The organism is Blastomonas sp. (assembly GCF_041747255.1).
GTDB lineage: Bacteria > Pseudomonadota > Alphaproteobacteria > Sphingomonadales > Sphingomonadaceae > Blastomonas.
Genome location: NZ_JBGTFM010000349.1, coordinates 1 through 16,169 on the forward strand (window position 1 = coordinate 1; position 16,169 = coordinate 16,169).

Below are 16,169 nucleotides of genomic sequence, written 5' to 3' on the forward strand. Positions count from 1 at the left end.
GCACCTGCGCCTTGGCGTCAACATCGATCATGTCGCCACCATCCGCAACGCGCGCGGCGGGGACCATCCCGATCCGATGCGCGCGGTCAGGATCGTGCAGGAGGCGGGCGGCGACGGCATCACCGTGCACCTGCGCGAAGACCGGCGGCACATTCGCGACAGCGATCTCGACACGATCATGGCCGGGGCCACGCTGCCGATCAACCTTGAGATGGCCGCGACCGAGGAGATGCTCGCAATCGCGTTGCGTCACAAGCCGCACGCCGCATGCATCGTGCCGGAAAAGCGCGAGGAGCGCACCACCGAGGGCGGGCTCGATGCGGCCGGGCTGCACAACACGCTCGCGCCGATTGTCGGCCGACTCACCGATGCGGGCATCCGGGTCAGCCTGTTCATCGAGCCCGACGCGCGGCAGATCGATGCGGCGATGCGGCTGAGCGCGCCGGTGGTCGAGCTGCACACGGGACGCTATGCGCATCTGTGGCTTGACGAGGACCGCGCCGGGATCGAGGTGGAGCTCAAACGCATCGCCGATGCAGCCGCGCTCGCCACCAAGAACGGCATCGAACCGCACGCAGGCCATGGCCTCACCTTCGATAACGTCCAGCCCATCGCCGCGATCCCGCAACTGGCAGAGCTGAACATTGGCCATTATCTGATTGGCGAGGCGATTTTCGACGGACTTGAAGCGAGCATCCGCCGCATGCGCCAGCTGATGGACGAGGCGCGGTGAGGGTGGTTGCAGCCAAAAGCCCTCTCCCCTTGAGGGGAGAGGGTTGGGAGAGGGGCATGCGCAAACGCAGACCTCATTCCCCTCTCCCTTCGCCGCTGCGCGGCTCTGCCCTCTCCCCTCAAGGGGAGAGGGCAATTCAGTGATCATCGGGCTGGGATCAGATCTGTGCAACATCGAGCGCATCGAAAAGTCGCTCGAGCGCTTTGGCGCGCGGTTCGAAGCTCGCGTGTTCACCGAGGTCGAACGAGCCAAGGCGGCCAGACGCCCCTTTACCAAGGCAGGCACGCTCGCCAAGCGCTTCGCCGCCAAGGAGGCGTTCAGCAAGGCGGTGGGCACCGGTTTTAAATCCGGTGTGTTCATGAAGGACATCGGCGTCGTCAACGCCCCCTCGGGCGCGCCGACGCTGGCGCTGACCGGCGGCGCAAAAGCGCGGCTGGACAGCATGGTCCCGGCGGGGCATAGCGCAGTTATTCATCTGACGCTCACCGATGATCATCCATGGGCGCAGGCTTTCGTCATTATCGAGGCGCGTCCCATTGTCTGAGCGGAACCAGCCCGAGACCGACCAAGAGGACAACATGCGCCAAGAGGGTTCCGACCACATCATGGTTTCCGATCCTGCGTCCGGCGCAGATGCGCAGGACGCCAAGCCGATCAATTGGTTTGAGGAGCTGCGCGGGCTGTTTCTGCTGCTGCTCGCCGTGCTTGCCTTCCATTCGCTGGTCGCCAAGCCGTTCTACATCCCCACCATGTCGATGATGCCCAACCTGATGGTCGGTGACCGGCTGGTGGTCAGCAAATATCCTTATGGCTGGTCGTGGGTGTCGATGTCGTTCCACCTGTTGCCGCCGATGAAGGGGCGGATCAACGGTTCGACACCCGAATATGGCGACATCGTCATCGCCACCCCCACAGGCGTCAACAGCGACTATATCAAGCGCGTCATCGGGCGTCCCGGTGACACGATCGAGGTGCGCTCGGGCCGCGTGATCCTCAATGGCACCGAAATCGAGCGCGCGGTGCAGCCTAACCTCATGCTGCCGATCGATCTCAATTCACCGTGCAGCGAAAGCGATTTTCCGTTGCTCAAGGCGCGCGGCGCCGACGGCCGCGACTATTGCGAGCTGCCGATCATCCGCGAAACCCTGCCCAACGGCGTGTCTTACAACACCATCGATCTGCGCCCGGACTATCCGCTCGACGATTATGGACCCTATAAGGTGCCCGCCGGGCATGTTTTCCTGATGGGTGATAACCGCGACCGCAGCGCAGACAGCCGCGCCAGCCTTGCCGAGCTTGGCCTGGGCGGCGCGGTGCCGCTGGAGAATATCGGCGGGCGCGCGGAGATCGTCACCTTCTCGCTCGACGGCAGCGCGGGCTGGAACCCGCTGTCATGGTGGGGCGCGTTGCGCGGAGATCGCGCTGGCACCAGCCTGCGGCCCGACAAGAATTAGATCTTGCGTTTGGCGAGCAGCATCTCGGCGATCTTGTAGGTGCGTTCGTTGTCGACATCGACCGCATAGGCACCGTCGGCGATCAGAAAAGCGCGCACCTTGGTGCCCAGACGGCGCGAGATCGCAGCGGTGCCGCTCGCCACGCTGAAACCGCCCAGCTGAAACCGCAGCAGATTGATCAGCCCGAAGGCGTCCGAAATCTTCCGCAACGATTTCATGAACTGGCCGCCCTTGCGAAACGCCTCTGCCGCGCCGAACGAGTCAGCATCTCGGATCCAGTACGTGTTGCAATTGGCAATCGCCATGTCGCTGAATTCGTAAAATTTGCGCTGCGCCTCGGGGTGGTTGGCCAGGATCGTCGATTTCTCGGCGATGCCGAGCACCGCGCCCGCGCCTTCGCGCATCCCAAAGTCGTGGATCGCGCGGGTCAGGTCCGCCGTTACCAGCACATTGTCGCCGGTGGTGATCAGCATCGGAAACGCCATACCACCACTTTCGCGCACCACCGCCTCGATGCTCTCAACGATGCCCGCCTGCGCGACGCTCATGTGCAACCGGCCATCCGCGACCAGCGCCGCGACCAGCGGAATATCGCTGATCACCGCCGGATCGTGGATCGATATCCAGATCGGGCTGTCGGGCCAGGCATCCTGCACGCCTTCCAGCACCCATTGCAGCAGCGGCTTGCCCTGGATCGGCACCTTACACTTGTGGCTGACCCCCGCCGCCTCGGCGAGCGGATCGAGCTTGCCGTCGCGTTTGCCTGCCAGAATGAGGATGGTCGGTGTTGTGTTTAAGGTCACCATAACAGGGTCAGACTTTCCGGGATGATCGAGATGATCGGCGGCGCATATATCCCGCACTACGCCAGCCCACAAGCGGCGTTCCCGCTTCCATTTGCCAGTGCAGACGCTAAAGCACGGCGCGGCATCGGGATCACGGACGCTGCACGGGGACGCAAGGCATGGCCGAAACGCTGAATATCGCGCTGGTGGGGCTGGGCACGGTCGGGGCGGGTGTCATCCGCTTGCTCAACGAAAATGCCACGCTGATCGCGCGCCGGGCAGGTCGACCGATCTGCATCACCGCGATCACCGCGCGTGACCGGTCCAAGAATCGCGGCGTCGACCTGTCGCCATATGAATGGGTTGACGACATGGGCGCATTTGCAACGCGCGATGACGTTGATGTCGTGGTCGAGCTGATCGGCGGCGCGGATGGTCCGGCGCTGACCCTGGCGCGCGAAAGCATCGCGGGCGGCAAGGCGTTTGTCACCGCCAACAAGGCGATGGTCGCGCATCACGGGCTTGACCTTGCCCAGCGCGCCGAGGACGCAGGGCTCGCATTCAAATACGAGGCGGCAGTCGCAGGCGGCATCCCGGTGATCAAGGGGCTGCGTGAAGGCACCGCCGCCAACCGGCTGACGCGGGTCTATGGCATCCTCAACGGCACCTGCAATTTCATCCTCTCGGCGATGGAAATAACGGGGCAGGATTTCGCCGACGTGCTTGCTGAAGCGCAGGCACGCGGCTTTGCCGAGGCGGACCCGAGCTTCGACATTGACGGGGTTGATGCCGCGCACAAGCTCTCGATCCTCGCCGCGCTCGCCTTTGGCACCCGGCTCGATTTCAGTGCTATCGAACGCAATGGCATCCGCAAAATCCTGTCGGCCGATATCGCGCAGGCCGATGCGTTGGGTTATCGCATCCGCCTGATCGGCATGGCCGAGCTTGACGGCGCCAACGGCGATGCGCGGCTGTTCCAGCGCGTCCACCCCTATCTGGTGCCGATGCACCACCCGCTGGCGCATGTCGAAGGATCGACCAACGCGGTGGTGGCCGAGGGCAATTTCTCCGGCCGTCTGCTGTTTCAGGGCGCGGGCGCGGGCGATGGCCCGACGGCGAGCGCGGTGGTGGCTGACCTCATCGACATCGCGCGCGGCGAAATCGGCCCCGCGTTCTCGATGCCGGTCAGCGAGCTTGAAACCGTGCCGCGCGCCGACACCGGCCACCGCACCGGAAAATGCTATCTGCGCTTCGAGGTCGCCGACCGCCCCGGCGTGCTGGCGGAGATCACCGCCGCGATGCGCGATGCCGGAGTCTCGATCGAAAGCCTGATCCAGAAGGGCCGCAGCGCCGATGGCGGGGTGCTTGTCGCCATGGTCACGCATGACGGTCCGGAAAGCGCGGTGGCGGCGACGCTGGCCGCGCTCAAGGGTTCGCCCAGCCTGCTCGCCGACCCGCTCGTCATTCACATTTTAGGGGAATAGCCAATGCCATCAGGTCTCGCCGCGCTGCTCGATGATGTCGCCGCGCTCACCCGGCTCGCCGCGACGTCGCTCGATGATGTGGGGGCAGCGGCGAGCAAGGCGGGGGTCAAGGCGGCGGGCGTCGTGGTTGATGATGCTGCGGTCACCCCGCAATATGTCACCGATTTCAAGCCCGAGCGCGAACTGCCGGTCATCTGGCGAATCGCCAAGGGCTCGATGTTCAACAAGTTCATCATTCTGCTGCCCATCGGCCTTGCGCTGAGCGCGTTCCTGCCATGGATCATCACCCCTATCCTGATGCTGGGCGGGCTGTATCTGTGCTTTGAGGGCGCGGAAAAGGTGATCCACGCCTTTGGCCACAAGACCGACACCAAGGCCGATATCGCGCAGGTGCAGGATATGTTTGCCCTCGAAAACGAACGGGTCGCAGGCGCGGTGCGCACCGACCTGATCCTGTCGGCAGAGATCATGGCGATCGCGCTGTCCGAAGTCGCCGACCGCACGATCGTGATCCAGGGCGCGGTGCTTGCCGTCGTCGCGCTGGCGATCACCATCGCGGTTTACGGCGTGGTCGCGCTGATCGTGAAGATGGACGACATCGGGCTTTACCTCGCCAAGCGCCCAGGTGGCGCATCGCAAACACTGGGACGGGGGCTTGTGCTGGGCATGCCCAAGGTCATGACTGCACTGTCGGTGATTGGCACCGCCGCGATGATCTGGGTCGGCGGCGGCATCATCGTCCATGGTCTTGCCGGCTTCGGCATCGCAGGACCCGAGCACGTCATCCACGACATCGCGGTCGCTGCAGCCGGAGCGATGCCGTTCGCCAGCGGTGTGGTTGAATGGGTGGTGACGGCGTTGGGCGCGGGCATCGTCGGCATGGTGCTGGGCAGCGTGATCGCGTTCGGGTTGAAGGCGGTGTCAGGGAAGAAGCACTAGGCGGGGGCGCTCAACGCTAACGCCGCGTATAAACGTTGATTGGGCTGGAATTGAGCAAGGCCTCGGCCATCGGTTCAAACCCAAGCTTCGCCGCCACGCGCTCTGACGCAGCATGGCCCGGATCGATGATGCAGCGCGCTTCGGGTGCGCGCAGCACATTATCGCTCCAGTCCATCACCGCCGCCATTGCCTCGCTGACCAGCCCCTGCCCCCAGGCATCGGGCGCGATCGCCCAGCCTGCTTCTGGATAATCTTCAAGTTCGGCGATGCCCCTGTCAAAGCGGGCGAGGCCGCCGCAGCCGACCAGCGCGCCCGTTTGCCGGACGGTGAACATCCAGTAGCCATAGCCAATGAGCGACCACATGCCGACGATCCCAATGAAGCGCAGCCACGATTCGTTGAGGGTGCGCGGGGACCCGCCGATGAACTGGGTGACGCGATCATCGGCCCACATTGCAGCGAAGGCCTCGAAATCGGCAAGCTCCGCGCCGCGCAATCGCAGGCGTGGCGTTTCGATCACGGGCGGCGGCGGATGCTGGATGGCGTCCGACACCATCAGCCGCCATTGTCCTTGGCTTGCTGCTGGCGCACCTGTTCGGCTTTCTCGGCGTCGCGGGCGCGCTTGAGATACGCCTCGTCAACCTCGGGCAGCTTGGAATAATCGATGAAATAGGCCGCGGGGGGCGGGCATGGCGGGATGAGGCACAGGCCGCTGACGGTCGCCTTGCCCTTGAAGATGCCATCGCCCGCCACATCGGGTGCGGGCGGCGGGCCACCGGTGGCCATGCGCCCTTCGGTATCGGCGGGGACGCGGAACTGGGCGTTGGGGTCAACATCGGCGCACACCACGATATCCTCGCCCGACTTGCTCGGCTGGCAACGCTTTTCGCGCTCAGCCTTGCCGGTCCATTCGTCGGCTTTGCGAATCAGTGACCGCACCTTGGCGTCGACCGGGTCCGGTTCCGCTTCTTCCGCCTCTGGCAAGCGCGTGTCATCAACCGCCTCCTGCGCGAAAGCGGGTGACCCAAGGCCCAGCATCATGCAATATGCAAAGGTTATACGCCGCCAAAACCGCAGCGCCATGTCCATTCTCGACAATGCAATATTGCTCCCTTATGGACCGGCGCACGATGCACCCGCATAACCCACGCAATTGGTGCAGCACAATCAAAAGGATGACCCGTCAGCCATGTCCAGCGCAAGCCTGAAAGCAACGCCCCCTGCACAAACCCCGCAACTTGACCGCGTTTTGGTGCTGGAAATGGTCCGTGTGACCGAAGCTGCCGCGATTGCAGCGTCAAAGCTGATTGGCCGGGGCGATGAAAAGGCGGCGGATGCCGCTGCGGTCGAAGCCATGCGCGCCGCGCTGAACCAGCTCTATATCGATGGCACGGTTGTCATCGGCGAAGGCGAGCGCGACGAGGCCCCGATGCTGTATATTGGAGAGAAGGTCGGGCTGCAGACCAAGAGCGCGCCGCGCATCGACATCGCGCTGGATCCGCTCGAAGGCACCACGATCACCGCCAAGGCCGGCCCCAATGCGCTTGCCGTGCTGGCGATTGCCGAAGAAGGCTGCCTGCTCAACGCGCCCGATGTTTATATGGACAAGATCGCGGTCGGCCCCGGCTATCCCGAGGGCATTATCGATCTCGATAAAAGCGCGACCGAAAATGTCCGCGCGCTCGCCAAGGCCAAGGGGGGCAAGCCCGATGAGATCATCGTATGCGTGCTCGACCGTCCCCGCCACGGCGATCTGATTGCTGAGCTCAGGGCGCTGGGCTGCGGCATCATGCTGATCCCCGATGGCGACGTCGCAGGCGTCATCGCCACCACCGATCCCGACACCACCATCGATATCTATATGGGCTCCGGCGGCGCGCCCGAAGGCGTGCTGGCTGCGGCAGCACTGCGCTGCGTGGGCGGCCAGTTCAAGGGGCGGCTGCTGTTCCGCAACGACGACGAAAAGGCGCGCGCGCGCAAATGGGGCATCACCGATCTCAACGCAATCTATGACCTCAGCGATCTTGCCAAGGGCGACTGCATTTTCGCGGCCACCGGCGTGACTGACGGGTCGCTGCTTGAAGGCGTCAAGCGGCGTCGCGATGGCGTGATGACCACCGAAACGGTGGTGATGCGCTCATCGAGCGGCACCGTGCGCTGGGTCAAGGGCGAACACCGCATCGCCTGAACGCGCGCGCAAAGGACACGTCGGTTATGAGCGCAGACAGCGAAATCGCAGGCTTTGATATTGGCGCGTTCGTTTCTGCGACGCTGGCGGAAGATCTGGGGCCCGATGGCCGCGATGTCACATCAGAAAGCGTGATCCCGGCCGATGCGCGCTTTACCGGGGTCATGGATGCGCGCCATACGATCGTGGTCGCCGGTCTGCCGATTGCCGCCGCGTTTTTCCGCGCGCTTGACCCCGGCTGCGAGGTCGAACCGCTGGTTGAGGAAGGCGCGCATATCGGCGCCGGAACCGACATCCTGCGCGTCTCGGGCAAGGCGCGTGCGCTGCTGACGGCGGAGCGTTCGGCGCTCAACACCGTCCAGCACCTGAGCGGTATTGCATCGCTCACCCGCCAATATGTCGCAGCGATTGCCGGCACCGGCGCGGTGCTGCTCGATACCCGCAAGACCATCCCGGGCCTGCGCCTGCTTGAGAAATACGCGACCCGCATGGGCGGCGCGCAAAACCACCGCATGGGGCTGTGGGACGCAGCGATGATCAAGGACAATCATGTCGCGGTGGCAGGCGACATTGGCGAGGCGGTGCGCCGGGCGGTTGCCGCCGGGGTCACGCGGATCATCGTCGAGGTTGATCGCATCGACCAGATCGAACCCGCGCTTGCGGGCGGCGCGACGCATCTGCTGCTCGACAACATGCCCCCGCCGATCCTGCGCGGTGCGGTGACGTTGGTGGGTGGCCGGGTGCCGTGCGAGGCATCGGGCGGCCTAACGCTCGAGACGATCCGCGCGATTGCCGACACCGGGGTGGATTTCATCTCGGTCGGACGCATCACCCAGTCGGCCCCCGCCGCCGACATCGGTCTTGATTTTCTCGCCGCATAAATGACGGCGCGCGCGGCCTGGCTGGCCATCGCGGGCCTGATGCTGCTGGCCCCGCACGCGGCTGGCGCGCAGGCCTATCAATGCCGGATGCCCGAACGGCTGAGCCCGCTGCCCCCGGTCAAGCGCCCTGCCAATGAACCACGCCGGGTGTTGCCGGTCACCGGCTATACGCTCGCGCTCAGCTGGTCGCCCGAATTCTGCAAGGGCCGCGAGGATGACGCGCGCCAACGCCTGCAGTGCAGCCGCGACCATGGAGAATTCGGCTTTGTGCTGCACGGGCTGTGGCCCGAGGCAAGCGGGCCGCGTTATCCGCAATATTGCGCCGCGCAGCCTGCGCGGGTGCCGCAATCGGTGGTCCGGTCGCTGCTGTGCGACATGCCCTCACCTCGGCTGATCGAGCATCAGTGGCTTAAGCACGGCAGCTGCATGGCGCGCGATCCGGCCAGCTATTTCCGTGTCTCGACAACGGTTTACCGCGCAACACGGATCCCCGATATGGAACGCCTGTCGCGCCGACCGCTGACCTATGGCATGCTCCGCCGTGCCTTTGCGCAGGCCAATCCGGGGATGCAACCCGATACGATTGCGATCAAGGCCAACGCGCGCGGCTGGCTGCAGGAGGTGCGCATTTGTCTTGGGCGCAACCTCAAGCCCAACGCCTGCCCGCGCCATGTCCGCCAGCCACGCGGCGACACGATGATCAAGATCTGGCGCGGTCTGTAAGGCTGGCTCAGGGCCTGGGCGGGTCGTCGTCCACCAATATCTCATCGGGCTGCAGCGCCCTGTAGCCCCAGACCAGCACGAACAGGCACAGCCCGACGATCAGCGCAAACGACTCAAGCGGCGCGACGTTGTAGAGCCAGACGCCCGCCGCGGGCGCAATGACATAGGCTGCGCCGTTGATCGACGCGACGATGCCCGCCACCTGCCCCTGCTCGCTGCGTTTGACCGCCAATGATGCGCCTGCGGTAAAGCCGGGACGAAAAAGCCCAAAGCCAAGCGAAGCGATAACGAAGCCCAGCGTGATCGCGTTGAGGCTGGAGGTCAGCCCGAGGATCGCGCTGCCCACCGCTGCCAGCGCCATGCCCCACAAGGTTGCATTGCGCGGCCCCAGCTTGAGGTTGGGGATGAGGCCCCATTGCGCGACCAATGTGGCAAACGCACCAGCCATCAGCACCAGCCCGGTGGGTCCGGCGGCAAGCTCAGGCGTCGCGCGCAGCGCGAGCCGGTCGAGCAGCATGAAGCCGATGACGCCGAGCACAATCGCATTGGCATGGCCGCCAACCAGCCCGCTGATCAGCCAGGGTCGCAGCCGTGGGTCTTTCCACGACAGGCGTTCTGCCGTCGCGCCTGATGGTTCGGTCGCGGCGGAACCATGGTCGTCGCTGTGCTCTTCAGAGTCATAGCGCTCGCCCGCAGCGCCGGTGCTCGATGGCTCGGCGAAGATCCGTCCGCGCGCAGCATAGCTTGGTGCGTCATCGGGCAGCCGCCATTTGAGCACCACCAGCACCAGCAGTCCGAACGCGGCAAACGCAAAAAACGGGCTTGGCAGACCCAGGAACGGCAGGATCACGAGAGGCGCCAGCGCGGGGCCGACCACGGTGCCCAGCCCGAACGACGACGAGATCACCGCGAGCGACTGGGTGCGCTGGGCGCGGCTGGTGCGTGCGGCAACATAGGCCTGCACCGCAGGCGGCGCGGCCGAACCAAGCCCGCCATAAAGGCTGCGGAACAGCGCGAAGATCAGCAGCGTCCACAGGCTCGACAGCCAACCGTTAAGCCCTGCCCACATGACCATGCCGCAAAACAGGAACGAGGATATAAAGCCGATCAGGCCGAGATTCATCAGCGCTTTGCGCCCGCGCTTGTCAGACAGGCGCGCCCAGCGCGGCGCGCAGAACACCCACAGCAACGCCGACCAGCTATAGGCGAGGCTCACCCAGAAATCGGCGACGCCCAGCCGCGTGCCCATCGCCGGCATGACCGATTGCATCGCGGTGTTGCCGGCTGCGGTGACCAGCATGACCATGAACAGCAGCGCCATGCGATCGTTGGGCAGCCGGGTGGCCGGATCGAATCCTGCGCCCGGTTCAGCCTCTGGTGGCAGTGGCGCGCTCATGGCCAGGCATAGCCCCGCTTGATATAGGCGACGTGCAACCGGTATGATGTGTACCAGCGTGCGCGACCCGCATCGCGCGTCGCCTTGTGATCGGGATGATCACGCCAAGCACGCGCGCTCGCCTCATCGGCCCAGTAACTGACGGTGATGCCAAAGCCATCCTCGCCGCCGCCGTGCTCCATGCCCAGATAGCCCGGTTGCCGTGCTGCCAGTGCGTCCATCGCCGCGCTCGCCCTTGTATAGCCTTCGCGGTCCTGCCCGCTGTGCTGCGCGGCAAAGATCACGGCGACAGCGCCCTTGGCAAAAATCCGTGAATCTTGGGCAATCTGCATCGTGTCGCCCTAAGCGTTTCACTGCGCGATGAAAAGTGCGTGCGGCAGGCAGAGGCGTCGCATCATTGCAATTGTGCAGGCGCACTGTAATTGTGACGAAAGTTTGACAATCATTGTAAGAGGTTTTTCATGCAATCCAACAACCTGGCCCGGCAGCCATTGGCGCAACGCTTCAAGGCACGCGCCGAACGGACCTTCGGGGCATGGGGCATCTTCTTCAAGGGCTTCCTGAAACATCCCAAGATGGTCGGCTCGGTCGTCCCGTCGTCGGACCGTACGATCGCACAGATGCTGGCACCGGTGCGCTGGAATGATGTAAAGCTGTTCGTGGAATACGGCCCCGGCGTCGGCACATTCTGCCGCCCGGTGCTCGACAAGATGCCGCGTGATGCCACCTTCATCGCCATTGATACCAACGATGATTTCATCCGCTATCTGCGCAAGACAATCACCGACAGCCGCTTTATCGCCGTGCATGCCTCGGCCGAGGATGTCGAGGCGATCATCGCCGCGCATGGCTTTGACCATGCCGATTATGTGCTGTCGGGCATGCCGCTCTCCACCCTGCCCGACAAGGTGGCAGAAAATATCGCCGCCGCCACGCACCGCGCGCTGCGGCCCGGCGGCGCGTTTCTGATCTATCAGTTCAGAAGCTTCGCCTACGACCTGATCCGCCCGCTGTTCGATCACATCGATCACGGCTTTGCCGCATGGAATGTGCCGCCGTGCCACCTCTATTGGGGCTGGAAGGGACGCGCGCCCAAGGACTCCGATCCAAGGGCGTGAATCGTTGACTTTGCGCGCTGCCCTGTCTATGCGCTGCGCTTTCCCGATAACAATAGGTTGGTTGGAGCCCGTTTATGGCGCGCGTTACCGTTGAAGATTGCGTAGATAAGGTCACCAACCGGTTTGATCTGGTGCTGCTCGCTGCCCAGCGCGCGCGCGAAATCAGCGGCGGTGCCGAGCTGACGATTGAGCGCGATCGCGACAAGAACCCGGTCGTGGCGCTGCGCGAAATCGCCGAAGAAACCGTGTTTCCTGAAGAGCTCAAGGAAGGCCTGATCGTCTCGCTGCAGAAAGTGCAGATTGACGACGACGACATGCCCGATGAAATTGGCTCGCTCAGCCTTTCGGCAGAGGCGTTGCGCCTCACTGCCTCGGCACCGGCGCGCACCACCAACATGGGCAGCGATTTCGACGGCTAGCTGCGTCGACCTGCGATACAAAAAGGGCTGCATCCGCTACCGGATCGCGGCCCTTTTTTGTGGCTTGGTCACGCCGAACGTTATTTGCAGGGGTATTTCTGCTTCATCAAGCTGTAGACCGCGAGGCGGAAGGGTTGTTTCTTTTGCGCAGGGGTGAGCTTGACCAGGTAGTTGCGCAGTTCATCGCCGCTCAACTTGGGCTTGCCATCGCCGGGCGGACAGCTGTGGCGCGCGGTGCCCGATGCCTTTTGCTTTGCCAGATCGGCGATATAGCGCTCGCGCACCCGGTCCGATTCGGTGCGCAGGCTGCGCGCGTCGCTGGAGAGGATCGCGGCGGGGCCGAGGCTCTCGGCCTTTTCCATGCGCTCCAGAAATTCGCCTGCGGTCATCTCCGGCGCTGCCGCGCCCAATATGCCGGCCCAAGCGACCACAGCCATCGTGCGCGTCAATTTCACGTCTGTAGTCCTTCTTCATCCTGACTGTGTTTGTCCCCTAACACAGTATGATGAACCGCGCATGACAGCACCGGCCCCGAAGCACAGCACATCAAGCCCGCACCCGCTCGTTCAGGCTGATGATCAGCCCAGCCATTGCGCGGAACTGCTCAATGGTCTTGGCCAGCCGGGCGCGGTCCTGCGCCGGGTTGAGCGAGCCGCTTTCAAACATATCCTGCGCCGAGACCGTGACGATGACATCGCCCTTGTGGAACAGCGCCTTCAGCTTCTTGCCCTTGAACTGGGTTTCCAGCGCGATCAGCCGCTCGCAATAGGCCGGGTGGACAAGATAGCGCGCCTCCACCGGGTCATTGCCATAGACGTCGAACACATCCTCAAAGCCCGGATCGACCATGCGGATCCGCTCCAGCTTGATGCCGCCCCTGGTCTGGCTGTCGCCAAACAGCGTCATCCGGCGGCGCTGGCGCTCGACCAGGGTTACGCCGTGAAAATCGCGCGCGAAATGGATTTTCAGGATGACGCCCCTGAACACGGTCACGTCGCGCGCATCCTTGCCCGACCCCTGACGCTCGATCAGCGTTGCCTCATACATGCGGAAGGTGGTGCCCGCTATCTCACCTTCCCACAGATCCTCGAGCCGCCTGCGATCATAGCTCGGCAGCAGGCCAAAGGTGTTGGCCAGCCTGAACTCCGACCCTTCGGCGACCTTCAGGCTGTAACGAATGTCGAGCGCTTTGGCCAAAGCACCGTTCATTTCGGCCTTGAGCGTTTCGGTCATCTTCTGGCGGACCATCATGCCAAGACCGAAGCCGACCATGATGATGATCAGGCCGCTGAAGCCGATCAGGGTGGTGCCGAAGCTGTCCGCACCCAGCAACAGCGTGAGCGGCGCGCCGAGCACAATCCCGCCGATCCAGCGCACCCACGCCTTGCGCTTGGCCTCTTTGCGCGCCTCAGTCTGCCCGGCAAGCCAGCCCCCGAGCTCACCTGCCATCAGGCTGTCCACATCAGGAATAGTGATCATCGGCATTCCCCCCGCCGCGCACCCATGATATTTGATGACCTATCTGTAGGGCTGAATATGGGGGAATGTCTATGGAATGGATCATTTTGGGCGCGGTGGTCATCGTCTTGCTCGCGGTGGTCGCGATCTACAACCGGCTGGTGGCGCTGCGTGCGAACTGCCGTCAGGGCTGGGCCGATATCGACGCCGGGCTGCGCCAGCGGCATGACCTGATCCCCAATCTGGTGAACACCGTGCAGGGCTATGCCGCGCACGAAAAGTCTGCGCTGGAATCGGTGATCGCAGCGCGCAACAATGCGCTTGCAGCGCGCGGGCCGGGCGAGACGCAGGGCGCGGAAATGGCGCTGGGTGGCGCGCTGAAGAACCTGTTCGCGCTGGCCGAGGCCTATCCTGACCTCAAGGCCAACACCAATTTTCAGACGCTGCAACACGAACTGGCCGATGTGGAGGACAAGCTCGCTGCCGCACGCCGTGCCTATAATGCCGCAAGCGCCGACTATAACACCGGCATCGAATCCTTCCCCGCGGTGCTGTTTGCAGGGGCACTGGGCTTTAAGCCGCAGGCGTTCTGGGAACTGGGCGGCGATGAACGCGCCACGGTGGGCAGCGTGCCCAAGGTTGCGTTTTGATGATCGGCGTTTGGATCACCGGCTGACCGGTTCAGCGCAACGGATTAAAGCTTGCGCCCATCACGCCCGCAGCCGCGATGCTGCACCGTGTTTGGCGCGGTAGAGTTCGCCGTCGGCCTCCCGCATCAGCGCGTCGAGGCTGATGTCACCCTTGCGCGCGTGCGCAGAGCCGACGCTCGCAGAGATCGTGATCTGCCGGTCATGACAGCCATAAGGCAGCGACAGCGCGGTTTGTACGGCGCTTTTCAACGCAGTGCCATAATCACCGTTGCCGTCAGTCTCGATCAGCAAGGCAAACTCGTCACCGCCCAGCCGCGCCACGCTGGCCGCATCTGGGCACAGCAAGCGCAGACGCTCGCCCGCCTGGACAAGAATTGCATCGCCCGCTGCGTGTCCAAAGCGGTCGTTGGCCTGTTTGAAGCCATCCAGATCGATCATCACGATGGCGATTGATGGCGGGGGCGCGGCTCCCGTATTGAGTGCGATGAACCGCTCCAGAAAAGCGCGGCGGTTGGCAAGGCCGGTCAGCGGGTCGGTCTCGGACAGCCTTTTCAGCTCATGCCGCAGCACTAGACCGCTGACGATCTCGTTGAAGCTGTTTACAATCAATATCATGGTCAATACCGATACGATGGTGAAGCAGATCGCCATGGCCTGAATGCCAGCGTCGTTCGACTGCGCCATGATGGCAAGCGTTGGCGCCAATGCCACGATCATGACCCCGATTGCCGCGCGTGGCATGCTGATCAGACAGACAGCGCCCACAAACACGACCATGAAGATGAACACCGGGGACAGGATGCGACGCGCCTCACGCGTGTCTAGATAGGCATCGACACTCCACAGCCCGCCGACCAGCGCCATGCCAAGCGCGATCCATATCGTCGCGCGCAGATATCTGCGCATTTTTGGGGTATTGACCGCCATCGATTTGCGCCGGTACCAAACAAGGCAGCGATAACTGCCCAGCAGCACGAACCCGCCCGGCAGCAGCACGTTGTAAAGAATGTCAAATTTGTCGCTCGATGCTGCGCCGGCCATCACCGCGATCAGTGCGATCGCGAAATACAGGCCCGGAACGATTGCGCCGATCCGCGCATATTGAAGATGCACCAGCTCGTCGCGGATGGCAGGCGTGAGGCCGGCCCCGCCGGTCGCAGATTTCACCCGCTGCCAGATGGCGCGAACGAACGAGATCATTCGATCAGTGATTGCTGCCCCCCCCCTATAATCGCCGACAATCGCCTGACAGGCTGAAAAACCCGTTAACGCGAGACGACTTATGACAGTGATTTCTGGATCGACCATGGTTACAGCCGTGCTGGGAACACTGCGCTCGTGTCGCGCAGCCTGATCATCTGTGCGCTTACCACCGCACGAGGGTCATATCAGCGCCTTGTAAATGCTGAACGTGCTGGTGATGGTAAGCACCGCACCAACCAGCAGCAACAGCGCGCGCGGCTTTACCCGCTTGGCCAGCAAGGCTCCGAACGGCGCGGCCAGCACGCCGCCAATCAGCAGGCCGACCGTGGCGTTGGTGAACGCGTCAAACCCCAACGTGAGGATGAACGTCACCGAAATCGAGACAGTCAGGAAAAACTCCGACGCGCTGACCGTGCCGATCACCTTGCGCGGTTCGCTGCCCTGGATTAGCAGGTTGGACGTGACCACCGGCCCCCAGCCGCCGCCACCCGCCGCATCAAGAAACCCGCCCGCTGCGCCCAGCGGTGCGACCACGCGCGGGTCCTTGAACCGACTTGGCGGGAATTTCCATGCACGATACAGCAGCAGCACGCCAATCGCGGCGAGATAGGCCATCACCAGAGGCCGTGCGACATCTGCATCGATGTTCGACAACACATACGCCCCCAGCACCCCGCCTGCGATGCCGGGCAGAACCAACCGGCTGAACAGCTTCCAGTCGATGTTGCGATGCCACGC

Annotated in this window: 20 protein-coding genes; 11 read left to right on the forward strand and 9 right to left on the reverse strand. The window is 63.7% G+C overall.

What is annotated here, in order from left to right; translation table 11 throughout:
• Window positions 1-4: 4 nt before the first annotated feature.
• The 3 genes from ACEW8G_RS11945 (at window position 5) to lepB (ending at window position 2,187) form a co-directional block, all read left to right on the forward strand.
• Window positions 5-733: a pyridoxine 5'-phosphate synthase gene (locus ACEW8G_RS11945; protein WP_373488662.1), complete on the forward strand. Its 729-nt coding sequence runs from the start codon at window positions 5-7 to the stop codon at window positions 731-733.
• Between the two features lie 139 nt (window positions 734-872).
• Window positions 873-1,277, forward strand: a complete 405-nt coding sequence (gene acpS / locus ACEW8G_RS11950) for a holo-ACP synthase (protein WP_373488643.1) — start codon at window positions 873-875, stop codon at window positions 1,275-1,277.
• A 34-nt stretch (window positions 1,278-1,311) separates the two neighbouring features.
• Window positions 1,312-2,187 carry a signal peptidase I gene (lepB, locus tag ACEW8G_RS11955; protein WP_373488644.1) on the forward strand — a complete coding sequence of 292 codons (876 nt, stop codon included), beginning with the start codon at window positions 1,312-1,314 and terminating at the stop codon, window positions 2,185-2,187.
• Here the strand turns inward: lepB and ACEW8G_RS11960 are convergent.
• Window positions 2,184-2,993: a spore coat biosynthesis protein F gene (locus tag ACEW8G_RS11960; protein ID WP_373488645.1), complete on the reverse strand. Its 810-nt coding sequence runs from the start codon at window positions 2,991-2,993 to the stop codon at window positions 2,184-2,186. The two genes, lepB and ACEW8G_RS11960, sit on opposite strands and share 4 nt — an antisense overlap.
• A 158-nt stretch (window positions 2,994-3,151) precedes the next feature.
• Between ACEW8G_RS11960 and ACEW8G_RS11965 the strand changes: the two genes are divergently transcribed.
• Window positions 3,152-4,456, forward strand: coding sequence for a homoserine dehydrogenase (locus ACEW8G_RS11965; protein ID WP_373488646.1), 1,305 nt, complete (start codon window positions 3,152-3,154; stop codon window positions 4,454-4,456).
• Window positions 4,457-4,459: 3 nt separating this feature from the next.
• A complete protein-coding gene (locus ACEW8G_RS11970) occupies window positions 4,460-5,395 on the forward strand; it encodes a DUF808 domain-containing protein (protein WP_373488647.1) in 936 nt (311 codons plus the stop codon).
• Window positions 5,396-5,411: 16 nt separating this feature from the next.
• On the opposite strand, the gene ACEW8G_RS11975 is transcribed toward ACEW8G_RS11970, so the two are convergent.
• Together ACEW8G_RS11975 and ACEW8G_RS11980 are read right to left on the reverse strand one after the other, a co-directional pair.
• A complete protein-coding gene (locus ACEW8G_RS11975; protein ID WP_373488648.1) occupies window positions 5,412-5,951 on the reverse strand; it encodes a GNAT family N-acetyltransferase in 540 nt (179 codons plus the stop codon).
• A complete protein-coding gene (locus ACEW8G_RS11980) occupies window positions 5,951-6,436 on the reverse strand; it encodes a hypothetical protein (RefSeq protein WP_373488649.1) in 486 nt (161 codons plus the stop codon). The genes ACEW8G_RS11975 and ACEW8G_RS11980 overlap by 1 nt, the downstream gene beginning before the upstream one ends.
• Window positions 6,437-6,584: 148 nt before the next feature.
• Here ACEW8G_RS11980 and glpX point away from each other — a divergent pair, with 148 nt between their 5' ends.
• Genes glpX through ACEW8G_RS11995 form a run of 3 tightly spaced genes read left to right on the forward strand, consistent with a single transcriptional unit; the run spans window position 6,585 to window position 9,187 of the window.
• The gene (glpX, locus tag ACEW8G_RS11985; protein ID WP_373488650.1) at window positions 6,585-7,583 is read left to right on the forward strand and encodes a class II fructose-bisphosphatase; all 999 of its coding nucleotides are present in this window, start codon (window positions 6,585-6,587) and stop codon (window positions 7,581-7,583) included.
• A gap of 26 nt (window positions 7,584-7,609) precedes the next feature.
• Entirely contained in the window at window positions 7,610-8,464 is an 855-nt protein-coding gene (nadC, locus tag ACEW8G_RS11990) for a carboxylating nicotinate-nucleotide diphosphorylase (RefSeq protein WP_373488651.1), read from the forward strand.
• Window positions 8,465-9,187, forward strand: a complete 723-nt coding sequence (locus ACEW8G_RS11995; protein WP_373488652.1) for a ribonuclease T(2) — start codon at window positions 8,465-8,467, stop codon at window positions 9,185-9,187.
• Between the two features lie 7 nt (window positions 9,188-9,194).
• Here the strand turns inward: ACEW8G_RS11995 and ACEW8G_RS12000 are convergent, their stop codons facing one another.
• Complete coding sequence (locus tag ACEW8G_RS12000) at window positions 9,195-10,583, reverse strand: MFS transporter (protein WP_373488653.1); 1,389 nt, start codon at window positions 10,581-10,583, stop codon at window positions 9,195-9,197.
• Window positions 10,580-10,915 carry an antibiotic biosynthesis monooxygenase gene (locus ACEW8G_RS12005; RefSeq protein WP_373488654.1) on the reverse strand — a complete coding sequence of 112 codons (336 nt, stop codon included), beginning with the start codon at window positions 10,913-10,915 and terminating at the stop codon, window positions 10,580-10,582. The genes ACEW8G_RS12000 and ACEW8G_RS12005 overlap by 4 nt, the downstream gene beginning before the upstream one ends.
• 129 nt (window positions 10,916-11,044) lie before the next feature.
• Between ACEW8G_RS12005 and ACEW8G_RS12010 the strand changes: the two genes are divergently transcribed.
• Window positions 11,045-11,701, forward strand: coding sequence for a class I SAM-dependent methyltransferase (locus tag ACEW8G_RS12010; RefSeq protein WP_373488655.1), 657 nt, complete (start codon window positions 11,045-11,047; stop codon window positions 11,699-11,701).
• 74 nt (window positions 11,702-11,775) lie between these two features.
• Window positions 11,776-12,120: a DNA-directed RNA polymerase subunit omega gene (gene rpoZ / locus ACEW8G_RS12015; RefSeq protein ID WP_373488656.1), complete on the forward strand. Its 345-nt coding sequence runs from the start codon at window positions 11,776-11,778 to the stop codon at window positions 12,118-12,120.
• Window positions 12,121-12,200: 80 nt separating this feature from the next.
• On the opposite strand, the gene ACEW8G_RS12020 is transcribed toward rpoZ, so the two are convergent.
• Together ACEW8G_RS12020 and ACEW8G_RS12025 are read right to left on the reverse strand one after the other, a co-directional pair.
• A complete protein-coding gene (locus tag ACEW8G_RS12020; RefSeq protein ID WP_373488657.1) occupies window positions 12,201-12,575 on the reverse strand; it encodes a hypothetical protein in 375 nt (124 codons plus the stop codon).
• Window positions 12,576-12,666: 91 nt separating this feature from the next.
• Window positions 12,667-13,599 (reverse strand): DUF3137 domain-containing protein, encoded by a 933-nt coding sequence (locus ACEW8G_RS12025; RefSeq protein ID WP_373488658.1) that lies wholly within the window; start codon window positions 13,597-13,599, stop codon window positions 12,667-12,669.
• 71 nt (window positions 13,600-13,670) lie between these two features.
• On the opposite strand from ACEW8G_RS12025, the gene ACEW8G_RS12030 reads away from it, so the two are divergent.
• Complete coding sequence (locus ACEW8G_RS12030; protein WP_373488659.1) at window positions 13,671-14,228, forward strand: LemA family protein; 558 nt, start codon at window positions 13,671-13,673, stop codon at window positions 14,226-14,228.
• 60 nt (window positions 14,229-14,288) lie between these two features.
• On the opposite strand, the gene ACEW8G_RS12035 is transcribed toward ACEW8G_RS12030, so the two are convergent.
• Together ACEW8G_RS12035 and ACEW8G_RS12040 are read right to left on the reverse strand one after the other, a co-directional pair.
• Window positions 14,289-15,428 carry a diguanylate cyclase gene (locus tag ACEW8G_RS12035; protein WP_373488660.1) on the reverse strand — a complete coding sequence of 380 codons (1,140 nt, stop codon included), beginning with the start codon at window positions 15,426-15,428 and terminating at the stop codon, window positions 14,289-14,291.
• A gap of 183 nt (window positions 15,429-15,611) precedes the next feature.
• Window positions 15,612-16,169 (reverse strand): sulfite exporter TauE/SafE family protein (locus ACEW8G_RS12040; protein WP_373488661.1); only part of this gene is annotated, 558 nt, incomplete at its 5' end.